Origin of the sequence: Streptomyces carpinensis (assembly GCF_002154505.1) — a bacterium.
GTDB lineage: Bacteria > Actinomycetota > Actinomycetes > Streptomycetales > Streptomycetaceae > Streptomyces > Streptomyces carpinensis.
Genome location: NZ_MUBM01000372.1, coordinates 1 through 15,808, shown reverse-complemented (window position 1 = coordinate 15,808; position 15,808 = coordinate 1). Strand labels below are relative to the sequence as shown.

The following is a 15,808-nucleotide window of genomic DNA, read 5'->3' as shown; positions in this document are numbered from 1 at the left end:
GCCCGGTAGGCCCCGCCGGCCAGGGGGACGCTCAGGACCGTGCGGCGGCGGCCCACGGCCTTCAGGTAGGCGCGGGCCAGCGAGTCGAGGGTGCGGACCTCCGGGCCGCCCATGTCCGGGACCCGGCCCGCCGGCGCGGCCGTCGCCGACTCGGCGAGCCTGGCGGCGACTTCCGCGACCTCGATCGGCTGGTCGCGCACACCCGCAGGGAGCAGCATGACCGGCGGCTTGGCCAGGGCCTGGAACAGGTTCAGCAGGAGGTCGTGGAACTGGGTGGCCCGCAGCACCGTCCAGCCCAGACCCGACTCCTCGACCAGCTTCTCGACGGCGTACTTGCTCTCGTAGTAGCCGAGCGGCACCCGGTCGACCCCCACGATGGAGATGTAGACCAGGTGGCCCACCCCCGCCTTGCGCGCCGCCGCGATCAGATGTGCGGCCGCCTCCTCGTCACCGCCCCTGGGCGAGCTGGCGCAGTGCACGACCGTGTCCACGTCCGTGACCGCCGCGTCCAGCGCGGGACCGCCCTCGCGCAGATCGACGGCGTACGACTGGGCGTGCCGGCTGAGGACCCGCACCTCGTGCCCGTCCGCGCGCAGTCGCTCGACGACGAGCCGGCCGAGCGTTCCGGTGCCGCCGGTCACCAGGATCCTGGTCATGCTGTTCAGTCCTTCCGCACATCGGCGCTCCCCGGTGGAACGCCCTCGTCAGCCAGGACCGGCCGGCCCGTGCGAAATGTGACACCGGGCCGCCGCGGATGTCGGCCGACGCCGTACGAAGTCCAGCTTGTCCGGGTTCACCACCACCCGCACCTGCGCCACCACACCGTCGCGCACGGCCAAGGCGGCCACCCCGGCCAGTGCGTCTGCCGCCCACACGACGAGCACCACCGCCCCGTCGACCTCGGCCGTCGTGAAGTCCGGGCCCGCCGCCCACCGTGGGGCCCCGCCCACCGGCAGGAGGACGGCCTTGTACCGGCCCTCGACCGGCCGCCGGGCCGCGGTGGCCCTGCCCCGCCGTCGCTCCACCAGGTGGCATCGGCCGCGAGCAGCCTCTTAAGTCCGGGCGGGTCGCCCCGGCGAGCCGCTGTGCGGAACGGGCACGACCAGCTCCCGCTGCCGCTCCGGCGACGGCTGGAGGCGAACGTCCCGCTCGCCCGTCCGCCGCACCGCCGCCGGTACCGCCGCGGCAGCCGGCCTCGGCGAGGTCCAGGACCCCGGCGATCTCGCGGTGCCCGTACGCGAGGGCCTCCCGCAGCACGCACACCGCCCGCTCGGTGGGTGTGAGCCGCTCCAGCAGCGCCGGCACCGCCATCGACACGGCGTCCCGCTGCCTCGGCCGACTCCGGGGCACGAGCATGCCGCCCGAGGTGACCACGGGCTCGGGCGACCATGTGCCGGCGTACCTCCGGCGCCGCGACCGGGCCGAGGCGAGCCGGCTCGGGCACAGGTCGGCGGACGGCCTCGGCGAGCCGGGCGGCGGGTGCCCGACGGCCGAGCGGTCCGCGGCGCGGTGGCGCGGACGGGTGTCCTGGCTCGCGGCCTCGGTCTCCTCGGCGGAGCCGAGCATGAGGCATGCCGGCCGAACAGCCGGGAGCGGTGCCGCTCGGAGTCCGCGCCGCCGGCCTCCTGCCCGCCGACGGCGCTCCTCTGGGTGCCTGTCATTCCCTCGGCCTGTCTCCCCGTCATCCCGTCAGCCGGGCAGACGCGAACTCCCGCCCGGCACGGAGATGTTGACGCTATGGTCTAGTCCACTTAGGGTCTGACTCCTGCACAGGCCGGTCCGGCGGCGGTGACGACGGCCCTTGCCCGCCGCCGGGCCTTTCAGCCGGTCCGGGCGAGCCGGACGGCGATGCGCTCTGTGAGCGAATCCACACCGATCGTCCGTATGGACGCCGCGCGGGCGTGGCACACTTGCCCTGTACCAGTAGCAGCGCACTCCGGGGTCGGTGAAAGTCCGAACCGGCGGTTATAGTCCGCGACCCGGTCGCTTCCAGCGGCCGGTTGACCAGGTGGAATTCCTGGACCGACGGTTAAAGTCCGGATGGGAGGCAGTGCGCGGCGAGCGAGCACGTACGTGTGCGCGCCGCCGTCTACCGGCTCGCTCTCGTGGCGAGTTGCGTGGTCCGGCGTCGCCGTTCCGAGTGTTCTCGTTCGTATTCTCTGTCGTCATCGGCAGCCCCGGAGTCCGTGCCCGAAGAGGCAGGAGGACCCGGGAAGTGTTCACCGGAATCGTCGAAGAGCTGGGTGAGGTCACCGCCGTCGAGAACCTCGGCGACGCCGCCCGCTTCCGGCTCCGCGGCCCCGTCGTGACGCAGGGCGCACAGCACGGCGACTCCATCGCCGTGAACGGTGTCTGTCTCACCGTCGTCGAGCACGAGGGCGACGAGTTCACCGCCGACGTCATGGCGGAGACCCTCAAGCGCTCCAGCCTCGGCGTCCTCACCGCCGGCTCCCGTGTCAACCTCGAACGCCCGACCGCCGTGGGCGCCCGCCTCGGCGGGCACATCGTGCAGGGACACGTCGACGGCACCGGCACGGTCCTGGAGCGCACGCCGTCCGAGCACTGGGAGATCGTGAGGATCTCGCTGCCGGGGGACCTCGCGCGCTACGTCGTCGAGAAGGGCTCCATCACCGTCGACGGCATCAGCCTCACCGTCGTCGACGCCGCCGCCGACCACTTCACCGTCAGCCTCATCCCCACCACCCTCGCCCTGACCACACTCGGCCTGAAGCAGCCCGGGGACCCGGTCAACCTCGAGGTCGACGTCGTCGCCAAGTACGTCGAGCGGCTGCTGGGCGACCGCGCGCAGGGGGCCGGCAAGTGAACTGGCTCAACTCCGAGGCCTTCACCCTCTTCGGCCAGCACATCAAGTGGTCCGACATGATCGGCAACGTCATCGGACTGCTCGGCCTGGCGTTCGGCTGGCGCCGCTCCATATGGAGTTGGCCCACCCAGTTCCTGTCCGGCCTGATCCTCTTCGCCGCCTTCGCCACCGCTCACCTCTCCGGCAGCGCCGGCAAGCAGATCGTCGTGATGGTCGTCGCGGTCTACGGCTGGTGGCAGTGGAACCGCGGCAAGGACCGGGCGGCGGACGGCCAGATCGCCGTACGGTTCGCCACCTGGCGCGAGAGGGCCGTCCTGCTCGGCGCCGCCGCCGTCGGCACGGTCGTGGTCGCCGCCCTGTTCAAGGCCTACCCGTCCCTGTCCTGGGACCCCTGGCCCGACGCCTACATATTCGTCGGCACCATCGTCGCCATGTACGCCCAGGCACGCGGCATGGTCGAGTTCTGGTTCGCCTGGCTGCTCGTCGACGTCGTCGGCGTCCCGCTCAACTTCGCCAACGGCTTCGCCTTCTCCGGCTTCGTCTACGTCATCTACGGCGCGCTCGTCCTGTGGGGCATGCGCGACTGGTGGCTGCGTTCCCGCCGGGCCGCGCAGCCCGTCCCGGAAGGAGCGCCCGCATGACCGCGGCACCCATCCTCTACAGCACCGACAACGTCGAGGACTTCACTCTGGACCCGATCGAGCAGGCCGTCGCCGACATCGCGGCCGGCCGCCCGGTCGTGGTCGTCGACGACGAGGACCGCGAGAACGAGGGCGACCTCGTCATCGCCGCCGAGAAGGCGACCCCCGAGATCGTCGCCTTCATGATGAGCGAGTGCCGCGGCCTGATCTGCGCCCCCATGGAGGGCGAGGAACTGGACCGGCTCAGGCTCCCGCAGATGGTGGAGGAGAACACAGAGTCGATGAAGACCGCCTTCACGGTCTCCGTCGACGCCTCCGGCGCCCACGGCGTCACCACCGGCATCTCGGCCGCCGACCGCGCCACCACCCTCCAGCTGCTGGCGAGCGGCACGGCGGAGCCCACCGACCTGGTCCGCCCCGGCCATGTCTTCCCGCTGCGCGCCAGGCCCGGCGGGGTGCTCGTCCGCGACGGCCACACCGAGGCCGCCGTCGACCTCGCCCGGCTCGCGGGGCTGCGCCCGGCCGGCGCGATCGTGGAGATCGCCGGCGAGGACGGCCGGATGCTTCGCCTGCCCGAGCTGATGGTCTTCGCCCGCAAGCACGGTCTGACGATCATCTCCATCGCGGACCTGATCGCCTACCGGCGCAGCAGCGAGCCCACCGTCCGCCGCGAGGCCGAGGTCAACCTGCCCACCGCGCACGGCGCCTTCACCGCGTACGGCTACCGCTCCACCGCCGACGGCGTCGAACACGTAGCCCTCGTCCACGGTGAGATCGGCGACGGCGAGGACGTCCTGGTCCGCGTCCACTCCGAGTGCCTGACCGGCGACGTCTTCGGCTCGCTGCGCTGCGACTGCGGCCCCCAGCTGGAGGCCTCCCTGGAACGCATCCAGACCGAGGGCCGCGGAGTCGTCGTCTATCTGCGCGGCCACGAGGGACGCGGCATCGGCCTGATGTCCAAGCTGCGGGCGTACGAGCTCCAGGAGCGCGGGCGCGACACCCTCGACGCCAACCTCGAACTCGGCCTGCCCGCCGACGCCCGCGACTACGGCGCCGGCGCGCAGATCCTGCGGGACCTCGGGGTCACCAGCGTCCGCCTGATGACCAACAACCCCGACAAGACCGACGCGCTGCTGCGCCACGGCATCAACGTCACCGGACGGGAGCCCATGCCCGTCCTGGCGGGCGAGCACAACCTCCGGTACCTGCGCACCAAGCGGGACCGGATGGGGCACGACCTGCCCTGGCTGGACACGCCGGCCGCGGCAGCCTCCGTGGCCGTGGCCGCGGCCACCTGCGGCAACCAGTAAGTACAGGAACTGAGGAGACACGTGAGCGGCAAGGGTGCACCGGAACTGTCCGTCCGGAACGTCGGGGACCTCAGGGTCGCCGTCATCGCGGCACAGTGGCACGAGAAGGTGATGGACGGACTGGTGGACGGCGCGCTGCGCGCCCTGCACGAGCTGGGGATCGACGAGCCGACCCTGCTCAGGGTCCCCGGCAGCTTCGAGCTTCCGGTGGTGGCGAAGGTGCTGGCGGGCCGCGGTTACGACGCGATCGTCGCCCTCGGTGTCGTCATCCGCGGCGGCACCCCGCACTTCGACTACGTCTGCCAGGGCGTCACCCAGGGCCTGACCCAGGTGTCGATCGACACCGGGGTGCCCGTCGGCTTCGGAGTGCTCACCTGCGACACCGAGGAGCAGGCCCTGGACCGGGCCGGTCTGGAGGGTTCCAGCGAGGACAAGGGGCACGAGGCGGTGACCGCGGCGGTCGCGACCGCCGCCACACTCCGCTCGGTATCCGAGCCCTGGCGCTGAGCAGCCGCCCGGAGCGCGTAGGGTTAGCAGCACCATGTCCAAGAAGACGTTCGAGGAGCTCTTCACCGAGCTCCAGCAGAAGGCCGCCAACGGCGATCCCGCCACCTCCCGCACCGCCGAACTGGTGGGCAAGGGCGTCCATGCCATCGGAAAGAAGGTCGTCGAGGAGGCCGCCGAGGTCTGGATGGCCGCCGAGCACGAGGGCAAGGAGGCGGCCGCCGAGGAGATCTCGCAGCTGCTGTACCACGTCCAGGTGATGATGGTCGCCCGCGGGATCTCCCTGGACGACGTCTACGCCCACCTCTGAGCACTCCGGGCACCCGAACACCCACACCCATTTTCGTACGTGCGTACGACGAACGAAGGAAGCCGACCTCATGCTGCGCATCGCCGTCCCCAACAAGGGTTCACTCTCCGGCCCTGCGGCGGACATGCTGCATGAGGCCGGCTACCAGCAGCGCCGCGAGTCCAAGGAGCTGCGGATCGTCGACCCGGAGAACGAGGTCGAGTTCTTCTACCTCCGTCCCCGCGACATCGCGATCTACGTCTCCTCCGGCCGCCTCGACATCGGCATCACCGGCCGCGACCTGCTGATCGACTCCGGCGCCAACGCCGAGGAGATCCTGCCCCTCGGCTTCGCCCGCTCCACCTTCCGCTTCGCCACCAAGCCCGGCACCGCGAGCGGCGTGGCGGACCTGACGGGCATGACGGTCGCCACCTCCTATGAGGGCATCGTCGCCAAGCACCTCGCGGACAACGGCATCGACGCCTCCGTCGTCCACCTCGACGGCGCCGTCGAGACCGCCATCGAGCTGGGCGTCGCCGAGGTCATCGCCGACGTCGTCGAGACCGGCACCTCGCTGCGCAACGCCGGCCTGGAGGTCATCGGCGAGCCGATCATGAAGTCCGAGGCGATCGTCGTCCGCCGTACCGGCGCGGACGCCGAGGAACCCAAGGTGCAGCAGTTCCTGCGGCGCCTCCAGGGCGTCCTGGTGGCCCGGACGTACGTGATGATGGACTACGACTGCCGGGTCGAGCAGCTGGAGAAGGCCGTCGCGCTGACCCCGGGCCTGGAGTCCCCGACCGTCTCCCCGCTGCACAACGAGGGCTGGGTCGCCGTGCGCGCCATGGTCCCGGCCAAGGAGGCCCAGCGGATCATGGACGACCTGTACGCCATCGGGGCCCGTGCCATCCTGACCACGGCCATCCACGCCTGCCGCCTCTGAGAGCCCGTACCGTCACCAAGAGGCACGGAAGGAACAGAGAGGCCGAGAACGGATGTCCGACCTGCCCGCGCTCCCCGTCACGTTCCGGCCGGGGCACACCCGCGCGGTACTGCTCACGGCCGGGGTCGCGATCTTCGTGGTGATCACGGTCGTCGCGCTGCTGCTGGAGCAGCTCAGCCCCGGTGAACGCGTCAGTTTCGTCTTCACGGGCGCCGTCCTGTTCGGCGTGCTGGCGCTGCTCTCGCGGCCGAAGGTCGTCGTCGACGACTCCGGCGTCACCGTGGTCAACATCGCCAGCAGCCGCCGCCTGGAGTGGCCGGAGATCCTCCAGGTGAACCTGCGCCCCGGGGACCCCTGGGTGTTCCTCAACCTCAGCGACGGCACCAGCCTGCCCGCGCTCGGCATCCAGCCCGGTATCGCCAAGCAGCGGGCGGTCGCCGACGCGCGCGCCCTGCGCGCCCTCGTCGAGGCCCGCTCCATCCGGGACCCCGAGGGGTCCGGAGGGGAATCTCACGGCTGACTGGGGGACGTCTGCACTGACGCACCGGGCCCGGTGTTTATTAATCTGGTGGCGGAGGCGTTGTCCACTGCGCCTCCGCCCCTGAGCTCCGACCGGTGCCAGGGGCTCCTGCTACCCGAGGAGTGACTCCCTCCGGCGATGGACGGATCGTCCTGTAGTACCTGCGCCGCCCCCTGCCGACATAGCGCGGACCACGACACCGAGGTCCGCGCGCACGCGGAGGCGGCGGCATCATGACCATCCCCCTGCTGCTCCTGGGAGCGGCCTTCCTGCTCATCCTCGCGAACGGCTTCTTCGTCGCGGCCGAGTTCGGCCTGGTGACGGTCGAGCGCCCGGACGCCGAGCAGGCGGCCGCCGAGGGCGACAAACGCGCCCGTACAGTCGTCGAGTCGCTGGGGGAGCTGTCCTTCCAGCTCTCCGGCACCCAGCTCGGCATCACCATCACCTCCCTGGTCGTCGGCATGCTCGCCGAACCGGCACTGGCCGAGCTGCTGCGCCGGCCCTTCACCGCGACCGGCATCCCCGAGGGCGCCGTTTCCGGCGTCGCCGTGATCGTCGGCATGCTGCTCGCCTCCGCCCTCCAGATGGTGGTCGGCGAGCTCGTGCCCAAGAACTGGGCGGTGTCCAGGCCGCTGCAGGTCGCGCGGTTCGTAGCCGGCCCGCAGCACGTCTTCGCACGCCTGTTCCGCCCCGTGATCGCCGCGCTCAACACGGTCGCCAACCGGCTGGTGCGTGCGCTCGGCGTCGAGCCCGCCGACGAGCTGGCCTCCGCGCGCACCCCCGGCGAGCTGGTCTCCCTGGCCCGCCACTCCGCTCTGGCCGGCGCCCTGGAACAGGACACGGCCGATCTGTTCGTCCGCACTCTGTCCCTGGGTGAGCTCACCGCGCAGCACGTCATGACCCCGCGCGTGAAGGTCAGCGCCCTGCAGTCCTCGGCGACCGCCGAGGATGTGGTCAACCTCACCCGGGCCACCGGCCTGTCCCGCTTCCCCGTCTACCACGAGAAGATCGACGAGATCGTCGGCATGGTCCACCTCAAGGACGCCCTCGCGGTGCCGGTGCACGACAGGCTGCGTACCCCCGTCGGCCATATCGCCCGCCCGGCCCTGCTGGTCCCCGAGACCCTGCCGGTGCAGCCGCTGCTCGCCCAGCTGCGCAGCGAGCAGCCCATCGCGGTCGTCGTCGACGAGTACGGCGGCACCGCGGGCGTGGTGACGCTGGAGGACATCGTCGAGGAGCTCGTCGGCGAGGTCCGCGACGAGCACGACGCCAAGGACGTGCCCGAGCTCGCCCCCGCACCGCCGGAGGACGGCCGGCCCGCCTGGGACGTCGACGGCGGCTGCCGCGTCGACCTGCTCCGACGCATCGGCCTCGACGCACCCGAGGGCCCCTACGAGACCGTTGCCGGCCTGGTCGCCGACCTGCTCGGCCGGATCCCGGCCCCCGGCGACAGGGCGGAGCTGCCGGGCTGGCGGCTGTCCGTGCGCGAGGTCGGGCACTACCGCGCCGAGCGCGTCCGCCTGGTCCGGACCGCGCCCGCAACCGACGTCGTCGCGAGCATGGTGGAGGCCGCCCGATGAGCGTCCTGCAACTGCTGTTCGCCGCGCTTCTCGTGCTCGCCAACGGCTTCTTCGTCGGCGCCGAGTTCGCGCTCGTCTCGGTCCGCCGCAGCCAGATCGAACCGCTCGGCACCGCCCGGGCCCGCCAGGTGCTCTACGGCCTGGAGCGGCTGCCGCAGATGATGGCCGCCGCCCAGTTCGGCATCACGGTCTGCTCACTGACCCTGGGCGCCGTCGCCGAACCGACGGTGGCGCACCTGCTGGAGCCGGTGTTCGCCTGGATGCACCTGCCCGACGGCATGGTTCACCCGCTCGGCTACATCATCGCGCTCGCCGCCGTGGTCTTCTTCCACCTGGTCATCGGTGAGATGGTGCCGAAGAACCTGGCCATGGCCGCGCCGGAGAAGGCCGCGCTGTGGCTCAGCCCCGGCCTGGTCGCCTTCGCCCGCGTCTGCAAGCCGGTCACCGTGGCGCTCGGCGCCTGCGCCAAGGGCATCCTGCGGCTCTTCCGCGTCGAACCCAAGGACGAGGTCGAGGCCGCCTTCACCAGTGAGCAGCTCAACCGCCTGGTGGAGGACTCCGGCCAGGCGGGGCTCCTCGACCCCGAGGAGCAGGAGCGGCTGGAGGACGCCCTGGAGCTGGGCTCCCGTCCGGTCCTGGACGTGCTGCTGGGCCGCGAGGCGCTGGTGACCGTCAGCCCGTCGGTCACCCCGGGCGAGATCGTCGCCCTCACCGCCCGCACCGGGTACTCCCGCTTCCCGGTCGCCGCTGAGAACGGCGCCTTCATGGGCTACCTGCACGTCAAGGACGTCCTGGACGTGGAGGACTCCGACCGCGCCGTGCCGCAGCGGATATGGCGCCCCATGGCGACGCTGAGGTCCGAGCTGCCGCTGGACGACGCCCTGACCGTCATGCGTAGGGCGGCCACCCATCTGGCCCAGGTCGCGGACGCGTCCGGCAGGGTGCTGGGCGTGGTGGCCCTGGAGGACGTACTGGAGCTCCTGGTGGGCGAGGTACGCGACCCCGCGCACCGGGTGGCGACGGAGATCCGCCTGACGGAACCACGCGGGAGCGGGGAACCGGAGGAGGTCCTGGCGACGTAGCCGGGCGGCCGTGGGCAGCCCCACGGCCGCCCGGCCGGAGGGCGCGTGAACAGGGGCCCGCGGGATCCGTCACAACGCCGACGGGTCCTGCGGCCCCCGCCCCGACAGCACCTCTCCGTACGCCTGCATCAGGTCCGGCAGCCGCAGGGTCGCCAGGTCGTCCCGCGACAGGGCGCCGGGATACGTGGACAGCCGCAGGTCGCGATACGCGCAGCTCTTCTCGTAGAGCGTGCGCAGGAACCGCCCGTTGCCGAGCTCGTCGATCCACCCCTGGTCGACCACGTGCCCGGCGATCGACCGCAGCTCGTCGAGAGCCTCGTCGTCCCACAGGTCGCCGTTCTCCGCGGCGAGCACCTTTCCGATCTCGGTGAGCTCCAGGGGGCGGTACGACGGGAAGTCCACCCGGGTGGTGAAGCGGGACGACAGCCCGGGGTTGGCGGCGAGCAGCCGGTCCATCCCCTCCGGATAGCCGGCGAGGATCACCACGAGGTGGTCCCGGTTGTCCTCGGCCCGCTTCAGCAGCACCTGCAGCGCCTCGTCGCCGTACGCGTCGCCCTTGCCGTACCCGGAGTTGGACAGCGAGTAGGCCTCGTCCACGAACAGCACCCCGCCGATAGCGGAGTCGATCAGCTCGTTGGCCTTCACGGCCGTCTGGCCCAGGTACTCGCCGACCAGGTCGGCCCGCTGGGCCTCCACCAGATGGTCGCCGCCGAGCAGGCCGAGGGCGTAGAAGACGCGGCCGAGGATGCGGGCGACCGTGGTCTTGCCGGTTCCGGAGGGGCCGGAGAACACGAAGTGGCGTTTCGGCGGCTGCACGGGCAGCCCCTGCCCGGCCCGCAACCGGGCCATGTTGAGCTGTGCGGACAGGGCCTTGACCTGGCGTTTCACCGGCTCCAGGCCCACCATGCGCTCGAGCTCGGCGAGCGCCTCCTCGAGCAGCGCCGGGTCGGTGGGCCCGTTGGGCAGCGGCCCGGCGGCGACCGAGGCGCGCTCGCGGACCGCCGGGTCGGCCGCCGAGGGGAGGGGACCGGAGCCCGCCGGATCGGGGTCGCCGAGCCTCAGGTCCCGGCCCTCGGTCCCGAACAGCGGGTCCAGGAGGTCCGGGCCGTCCACGGTGTCCTGCCCGACACCGGTGAGGGTGATCGCCGCGAGGTCGGTGGCCTCGTCGAACCCGTCCCCCTCGGCTATGGCCGCGAGCCGCGCCGAGGTGTCCATGAAGGCCGGATCGACCCGGTGCACGGCCCGGTACAGGGGGAGGGCGGCGGCGCTGCGGCCGGTGCCCTCGTGGGCCCTGGCCAGCCAGTACCTGAGCTCCTTGCGCTGTGGCTGCTCGCTGCGGCAGCGCATCAGCGAGGCCGACAGCAGCGGCTCGGCCTGCCCGTACATCTCCAGCCGTACCCGGGCCATGCCGCCGAACAGGCCGGCCTCGATGCCGAGCATCGGGTCGTCGACCAGCGGGTCGGTGTGCCGGACGAGCTGTTCCCAGTCCTTGACCAGGTAAGCGCGGCAGGCGTGCAGAAACCGGACCTGGGCGTCGGCGTCCACGGGCGGCAGACCGGCCAGCGCCCGGTCCAGCTCGGGCACGTGCCGCCCGTCCAGCCAGTGCGAGGCGTGCGCGAGCAGCAGGTCGCGGGGGCTCTCGAGGACCGGCTGCACCCACCAGCCCAGCCAGTACCAGGAGTTGAGAGTGCGGCGGTGCCGGGCGCGCTGTTCGCCGAAGCGGTCACGGTGCCGGAACATCCTGAGCAGCGCGTTCGTCGTGTCGACGCGCAGCGCGTGCAGCCCGAGCCAGCCGTCGGCCATTCCGGGATCCATCCGCACCGCGACCCGGAACTCCTCCTCCGCCTGCGGATAGGCCCCCATGGTGTAGGCGTCCACGCCACGCAGCCAGGCGAGGTCGGCCGGGGCCTCGGGGCCCTGCGTGCCGAAGTCCATCACGTCCCCCACAAACCGTGCCCCCGTAGGTCAGGGGGTGTCCGGTGGATCAGGCCGGGCTCGCGGGGTCTGGCACGCGCATCCGCGGCGTTGTCGTCGGTCGCCGACGCTCCGCGTCGACTCCCTCCTCCGCCATGCGGCTGCACGCACCAGACCCCGCTCCCTGATCCGGCTTGATCCACCGGACACCCCCTTCCACCGGGCATCCACCCGGCGGCTTCCTCTGGTCGAACCGCTGTGCCGCGGACCGGAGTTGCAGGTGCGCGAAGCAGCCGTTCGAAGGTCGCACCGAGGGCATCGTACCTGTGGGGCCGCCGCTCGCCGAAGGGTGCGGCAGCGGGCGTTCGGGGAGGTGGGAGCAGACGGGGCGCATCGCGGTTCGGTGACCGAGGGTGAGCGAACGGCGTCGCGCAGCGTCCGAAAAACAGGACGCGGGCAGAACGAAGCCCCCGATCACGGGGGAACAACCGGGGGCTTCGCGACTGCGGGCGGTCCGTATCGACCGCACATTGAGAACGTAAGACCTGTATGGTCCCCGGGTCAAGCGGCCTTGAGGTACTCAGCCAAGTTCCTCGGCCAGGGGCTTCGCGGGTTCACCACATCGCTCGCGGTCCGTCACGGTGGGTCACCCCCTGGTCCGGCTCAACGGTCCCGGCGGGACCCCGCAGCACCTCATACCCCTGGGTCAACTGCCGCACCAGAAGATCCGCGAAGGGGCGCGAGGGGTCCGCGGCGAAGTGCCGGCGCTCCGCCTCGACCCAGCCGGCCCAGAACTCCCGTTGCTCCTCCCCGTCCCGCGCCCGCCCGCGCGCCCAGGACTCCTCGCTGGGCACGTCCATCCACAGCAGACGGGTCAGGTACGGGCGCAGGGCCCGGCGGCCGGCCCCCACGCCCTCGACGAGGACCACCGGTGCCGGGGGCAGTGGGCGGGCGGGGCCGAAGTGCCGGGCGTGCCAGTCGTAGGGGGAGTAGCGCGCCGTCGCGCCCTCGGTCAGCGGCTCGATCACCTCGGCGAACAGCCGTCCGTCCCACGCGAACAACTCCTCATGGCTGGCGATGTCGTCCAGGTGCAGCACGGGGGCGCCGCCCAGCGCCGCGGCCAAGTGCCCGGCGAACGTGGACTTTCCGGAGCCCGCGTGCCCGTCGACGGCGACGAGGCGGACGGGGCCGCAGGACGGCGGGAGGTCGCGGAGACGGGCGGCGAGGGCGTGAATGGCGGTTTCCTGAGGTCGGTGCGCTGATGAGGACGGCATATTTCTCCGGAACATTCTAGTGGCCGCCCGTACCCGCCGGCGACGGCCCTCGAATAGTGCTGAATTGAACTACCGAGCGAAGATCCGTCAAGTCCGCCTATTCCAGCAGCGAATCCGTCGGCGGACATATCGAAATCGGCGTTCCGGTTGCGCCCTGCGATGAGTAAAGTGCCGATGCGCAGCTGCGAGGCGTCGTACGGGGAGGCGGGGAAGATGGCCGCTGGGTTATTCGAAGGGCAGTATGTCTGGCATCCGGCGGCGGACGACCGGGTCCTCGCGAGTGTGTGCGTCGACATCCGGGCCGGCCGCTGGGCGAGCGCCCGGGCCGCTCTTTCCGAGACGCGCGACGACTGTGCTCTGCGGGCCCACCGCTCCCTCGTGATGGCCTCGGAGGCCGCAGACTCCGACCTCGCCGAACGCTGGCTGGCGGAGGAACCCGCACCCGAGTCCGCGCTGCTGTGGGCGCGGGTGGCCGTACGCAGGGCGCTGCGCGCCGCCGACGTCCGCGACCGGCGGGCCGAACCGCTGGAGCGGATAGCGCTGTCCGCCTGCGACCGGGCCGCGGCCATGGATCCCGCCGACCCCACCCCCTGGGTCGCCAAACTGGCCATGGCCCGGCTGCACCGGCTGCGCGACCCGGCGCCGCCCGGGCTGCTCACCGCCCCGCCCGGGCCCTGGCGGCTGTTCGCCCACGTCCTGTCCCTCGACCCCTGGCACCGCGAGGCCCACCACCGTTTCCTCGCCTGCTTCTTCACCCGGTACGGCGGCTCGGTCAACGTGGCCTGGGACGTGGCCGCCTTCCTCAGCCAGCGGGCACACGCCGACTCCGCCCTGCGGCTGCTGCCGCTGGTCGCCCTGGTGGAGAGTCACGACCCCACCCAGCTGCTCGCCGACCGCGTCTGGGAACAGCCGCAGTGGCGCTCCACCGCGCTCGGCGCCTACCAGAACTGGCTTCCCACGGTGGCCGGTCAGCCCTTCACCCCGGTGCTCGATCTGGCCTACCTCGCCCACGCGCTGGTCCTGGGCGGTCGCGAGTTCGAGGCCCGCGCCGTCCTCACCGCCATGGGTCCCTACGCCTCACGCATGCCGTGGTGCGTGTTCGGCGACCCAGTCGAGCAGCTGTCCCGGGCCCGGCGCGCCTGCGGCCTGCCCGTGCCCACGACCACGTGACCCTCACCCCAGCACCACCTGACCCTCGCCGCCACCGAGAGAAAGGCCGACACGTGTCGGAACGGATGCCGGTCCAGCCCCGCGCGAAGGCGGACCCGAACACGCTCGACGACGACGCCACCCTGCATGCGTTGGGTTATCCGAGAAAACTCACCCGGCGCTTCAAGGCGTTCGACAATTTCGCTATATCCTTCACCATCATCAACATCATCTCGGCGATTTTCTCGTCCTTCGGATTCGGAATGAACGCGGGCGGCCCACGCGTTCTCGTGTTCGGCTGGATCGGCGTCTCCGTCATGGTGCTCTTCATCGGGGCGGCCATGGCCGAAGTCGCCTCCGCCTATCCGACGAGCGGCGCGCTGTATTTCTCGGCCGGCAAACTCGCCACACGGCACAAGGGAGCCTGGTCCTGGTTCACCGGCTGGCTGAACTTCGTCGGCCAGGTGGGAGGCACCGCGGCCACGGGCTACGCGGCGGCCGCTTTCGTCCAGGCGTTCATCGCCCTCCAGTGGCACTCCTACCGGCCGACCGCCCACCAGACGGTGCTGATCACGGCTCTGATCATCGTGCTCCAGGGGCTGGCCAACACCTACACGGTCCAGCTGGTCGCCGTCCTGAACCGGATCTCCGTGTGGTGGCTGCTCATCGGTCTCGTGGTGATCGTGACGGCTCTCGTGGCCGTCCCCGACCAGCACCGTCCGGCGTCCTTCGTCACGCATTTCGCGAACAACACCGGTTTCACCAGCGGACTTTACGGCGGCATGCTCGGCCTGCTGGTCACCAGCTGGACCTTCACCGGCTTCGACGGCAGCTTCCACATGTCCGAGGAAACGGTCCGGGCGACCGTCAACGCACCCCGGGGCATTACCCGCGCCATCGGCTATTCCGCCGTCACCGGTCTGATCCTCATGCTCGCCCTGGTCCACAGCATTCGCGACTACGACCAGGTGGCCGCCGCGGACGCACCGCCCGTCCAGATCCTCATCGACGCGCTCGGCCTCGGCACCGCCAAGGGCCTTCTGCTGATCGTGATCGGTGCCATGCTCTTCTGCGGCCTGGCCAATCTCACCAGCAACACCCGGCAGATCTTCGCCTTCTCCCGGGACGGCGCCATGCCCGGCTCCCGCTGGTGGCACTCGGTCTCCCCGCGTACCCGTACCCCCGTCAAGGCGGTCTGGCTGGCAGTCGCCTGCTCCCTGGCCCTGGTCCTGCCCGGCTGGTGGTCGCACACCGCCTTCACCGCCATCGTCAGCGTCAACGTCGTCGGCCTGTTCCTCGCCTACGCCGTGCCGATCCTGCTGCGCCTGCGCCTCGGCGACGAGTTCCAGCCGGGCCCCTGGAACCTGGGCCGCTGGGGCCGCCCGGTCGGTGTCGCGGCCGTCACCTGGATCGCCCTGAGCAGCGTGCTGTTCATGCTCCCGCAGGCCTCCCCGATCACCGTCGACTCCTTCAACTACGCGCCCATCGCCCTGGCCGTCGTCCTGCTCGTGGCCACACTCTGGTGGTTCGCCACAGCCCGCCGCCGCTTCCAGGGCCCGGTCAGCTACGGCCGCCCGGACGAGGTGGCGGCAATGGACCTGATCTGACGCCCCCTCTCCTCACCCACCCTTCCCGCTGCCGCGCGGAACCACGACGAACCGGCACGCGCCCGACGGCGGGAGGGGCCGCAGGCATGCGGCACGGCCCGCCACGTACTGCGGTCCCAACCCGGTTCAGCCGATGAGGCTTTGGGCCGTATATCCGTGTGCGGCGGGCTGGAC

At 71.5% G+C, this 15,808-nt stretch carries 15 protein-coding genes and 1 riboswitch; of the genes, 11 read left to right on the top strand and 4 right to left on the bottom strand.

The window, feature by feature from the left end:
- Together BZY54_RS38995 and BZY54_RS54045 are read right to left on the bottom strand one after the other, a co-directional pair.
- The coding region (locus tag BZY54_RS38995) for an SDR family oxidoreductase (RefSeq protein WP_086730087.1) at window positions 1-656 on the bottom strand (656 nt) is incomplete at its 3' end.
- A 48-nt stretch (window positions 657-704) separates the two neighbouring features.
- Window positions 705-1,025, bottom strand: a complete 321-nt coding sequence (locus BZY54_RS54045; RefSeq protein ID WP_244217546.1) for a hypothetical protein — start codon at window positions 1,023-1,025, stop codon at window positions 705-707.
- A 902-nt stretch (window positions 1,026-1,927) separates the two neighbouring features.
- Window positions 1,928-2,058, top strand: a riboswitch (FMN riboswitch).
- A 157-nt stretch (window positions 2,059-2,215) separates the two neighbouring features.
- On the opposite strand from BZY54_RS54045, the gene BZY54_RS38985 reads away from it, so the two are divergent.
- From BZY54_RS38985 to BZY54_RS38945, 9 genes are all read left to right on the top strand, one after another.
- On the top strand, window positions 2,216-2,824 hold the full coding sequence (locus tag BZY54_RS38985) for a riboflavin synthase (RefSeq protein WP_086730086.1): 609 nt from the start codon (window positions 2,216-2,218) through the stop codon (window positions 2,822-2,824).
- Window positions 2,821-3,465, top strand: a complete 645-nt coding sequence (pnuC, locus tag BZY54_RS38980) for a nicotinamide riboside transporter PnuC (RefSeq protein WP_086730085.1) — start codon at window positions 2,821-2,823, stop codon at window positions 3,463-3,465. Before BZY54_RS38985 ends, pnuC begins: the two co-directional genes overlap by 4 nt.
- Window positions 3,462-4,775: a bifunctional 3,4-dihydroxy-2-butanone-4-phosphate synthase/GTP cyclohydrolase II gene (locus tag BZY54_RS38975; RefSeq protein WP_086730084.1), complete on the top strand. Its 1,314-nt coding sequence runs from the start codon at window positions 3,462-3,464 to the stop codon at window positions 4,773-4,775. The genes pnuC and BZY54_RS38975 overlap by 4 nt, the downstream gene beginning before the upstream one ends.
- Before the next feature lie 21 nt (window positions 4,776-4,796).
- Window positions 4,797-5,282 carry a 6,7-dimethyl-8-ribityllumazine synthase gene (ribH, locus tag BZY54_RS38970; RefSeq protein WP_086730083.1) on the top strand — a complete coding sequence of 162 codons (486 nt, stop codon included), beginning with the start codon at window positions 4,797-4,799 and terminating at the stop codon, window positions 5,280-5,282.
- Window positions 5,283-5,316: 34 nt separating this feature from the next.
- Window positions 5,317-5,589, top strand: coding sequence for a phosphoribosyl-ATP diphosphatase (locus BZY54_RS38965; protein ID WP_086730082.1), 273 nt, complete (start codon window positions 5,317-5,319; stop codon window positions 5,587-5,589).
- A gap of 70 nt (window positions 5,590-5,659) precedes the next feature.
- Entirely contained in the window at window positions 5,660-6,508 is an 849-nt protein-coding gene (hisG, locus tag BZY54_RS38960) for an ATP phosphoribosyltransferase (RefSeq protein WP_086730081.1), read from the top strand.
- A 52-nt stretch (window positions 6,509-6,560) separates the two neighbouring features.
- Complete coding sequence (locus tag BZY54_RS38955) at window positions 6,561-7,028, top strand: PH domain-containing protein (RefSeq protein ID WP_086730080.1); 468 nt, start codon at window positions 6,561-6,563, stop codon at window positions 7,026-7,028.
- 233 nt (window positions 7,029-7,261) lie between these two features.
- Complete coding sequence (locus BZY54_RS38950) at window positions 7,262-8,608, top strand: hemolysin family protein (protein WP_086730079.1); 1,347 nt, start codon at window positions 7,262-7,264, stop codon at window positions 8,606-8,608.
- Window positions 8,605-9,690, top strand: coding sequence for a hemolysin family protein (locus tag BZY54_RS38945; protein WP_086730078.1), 1,086 nt, complete (start codon window positions 8,605-8,607; stop codon window positions 9,688-9,690). The genes BZY54_RS38950 and BZY54_RS38945 overlap by 4 nt, the downstream gene beginning before the upstream one ends.
- Before the next feature lie 69 nt (window positions 9,691-9,759).
- Here the strand turns inward: BZY54_RS38945 and BZY54_RS38940 are convergent, their stop codons facing one another.
- Complete coding sequence (locus tag BZY54_RS38940; RefSeq protein WP_086730077.1) at window positions 9,760-11,625, bottom strand: AAA family ATPase; 1,866 nt, start codon at window positions 11,623-11,625, stop codon at window positions 9,760-9,762.
- A 593-nt stretch (window positions 11,626-12,218) separates the two neighbouring features.
- Window positions 12,219-12,878 carry a uridine kinase family protein gene (locus tag BZY54_RS38935; protein ID WP_086730076.1) on the bottom strand — a complete coding sequence of 220 codons (660 nt, stop codon included), beginning with the start codon at window positions 12,876-12,878 and terminating at the stop codon, window positions 12,219-12,221.
- 213 nt (window positions 12,879-13,091) lie between these two features.
- Here BZY54_RS38935 and BZY54_RS38930 point away from each other — a divergent pair, with 213 nt between their 5' ends.
- Together BZY54_RS38930 and BZY54_RS38925 are read left to right on the top strand one after the other, a co-directional pair.
- Window positions 13,092-14,048: a hypothetical protein gene (locus tag BZY54_RS38930; protein WP_086730088.1), complete on the top strand. Its 957-nt coding sequence runs from the start codon at window positions 13,092-13,094 to the stop codon at window positions 14,046-14,048.
- A gap of 65 nt (window positions 14,049-14,113) precedes the next feature.
- The gene (locus BZY54_RS38925) at window positions 14,114-15,634 is read left to right on the top strand and encodes an amino acid permease (protein ID WP_208640903.1); all 1,521 of its coding nucleotides are present in this window, start codon (window positions 14,114-14,116) and stop codon (window positions 15,632-15,634) included.
- The last annotated feature ends 174 nt before the right edge of the window (window positions 15,635-15,808 follow it).

Coding starts and splice junctions, on each gene's coding strand:
- BZY54_RS38930 (WP_086730088.1), top strand. CDS start 13,092: ATGGCCGCTGGGTTATTCGAAGGGCAGTATGTCTGGCATCCGGCGGCG.
- BZY54_RS38945 (WP_086730078.1), top strand. CDS start 8,605: ATGAGCGTCCTGCAACTGCTGTTCGCCGCGCTTCTCGTGCTCGCCAAC.
- BZY54_RS38940 (WP_086730077.1), bottom strand. CDS start 11,625: ATGGACTTCGGCACGCAGGGCCCCGAGGCCCCGGCCGACCTCGCCTGG.
- BZY54_RS38955 (WP_086730080.1), top strand. CDS start 6,561: ATGTCCGACCTGCCCGCGCTCCCCGTCACGTTCCGGCCGGGGCACACC.
- hisG (WP_086730081.1), top strand. CDS start 5,660: ATGCTGCGCATCGCCGTCCCCAACAAGGGTTCACTCTCCGGCCCTGCG.
- BZY54_RS38965 (WP_086730082.1), top strand. CDS start 5,317: ATGTCCAAGAAGACGTTCGAGGAGCTCTTCACCGAGCTCCAGCAGAAG.
- BZY54_RS38925 (WP_208640903.1), top strand. CDS start 14,114: ATGCCGGTCCAGCCCCGCGCGAAGGCGGACCCGAACACGCTCGACGAC.
- BZY54_RS38935 (WP_086730076.1), bottom strand. CDS start 12,878: ATGCCGTCCTCATCAGCGCACCGACCTCAGGAAACCGCCATTCACGCC.
- BZY54_RS38975 (WP_086730084.1), top strand. CDS start 3,462: ATGACCGCGGCACCCATCCTCTACAGCACCGACAACGTCGAGGACTTC.
- BZY54_RS38950 (WP_086730079.1), top strand. CDS start 7,262: ATGACCATCCCCCTGCTGCTCCTGGGAGCGGCCTTCCTGCTCATCCTC.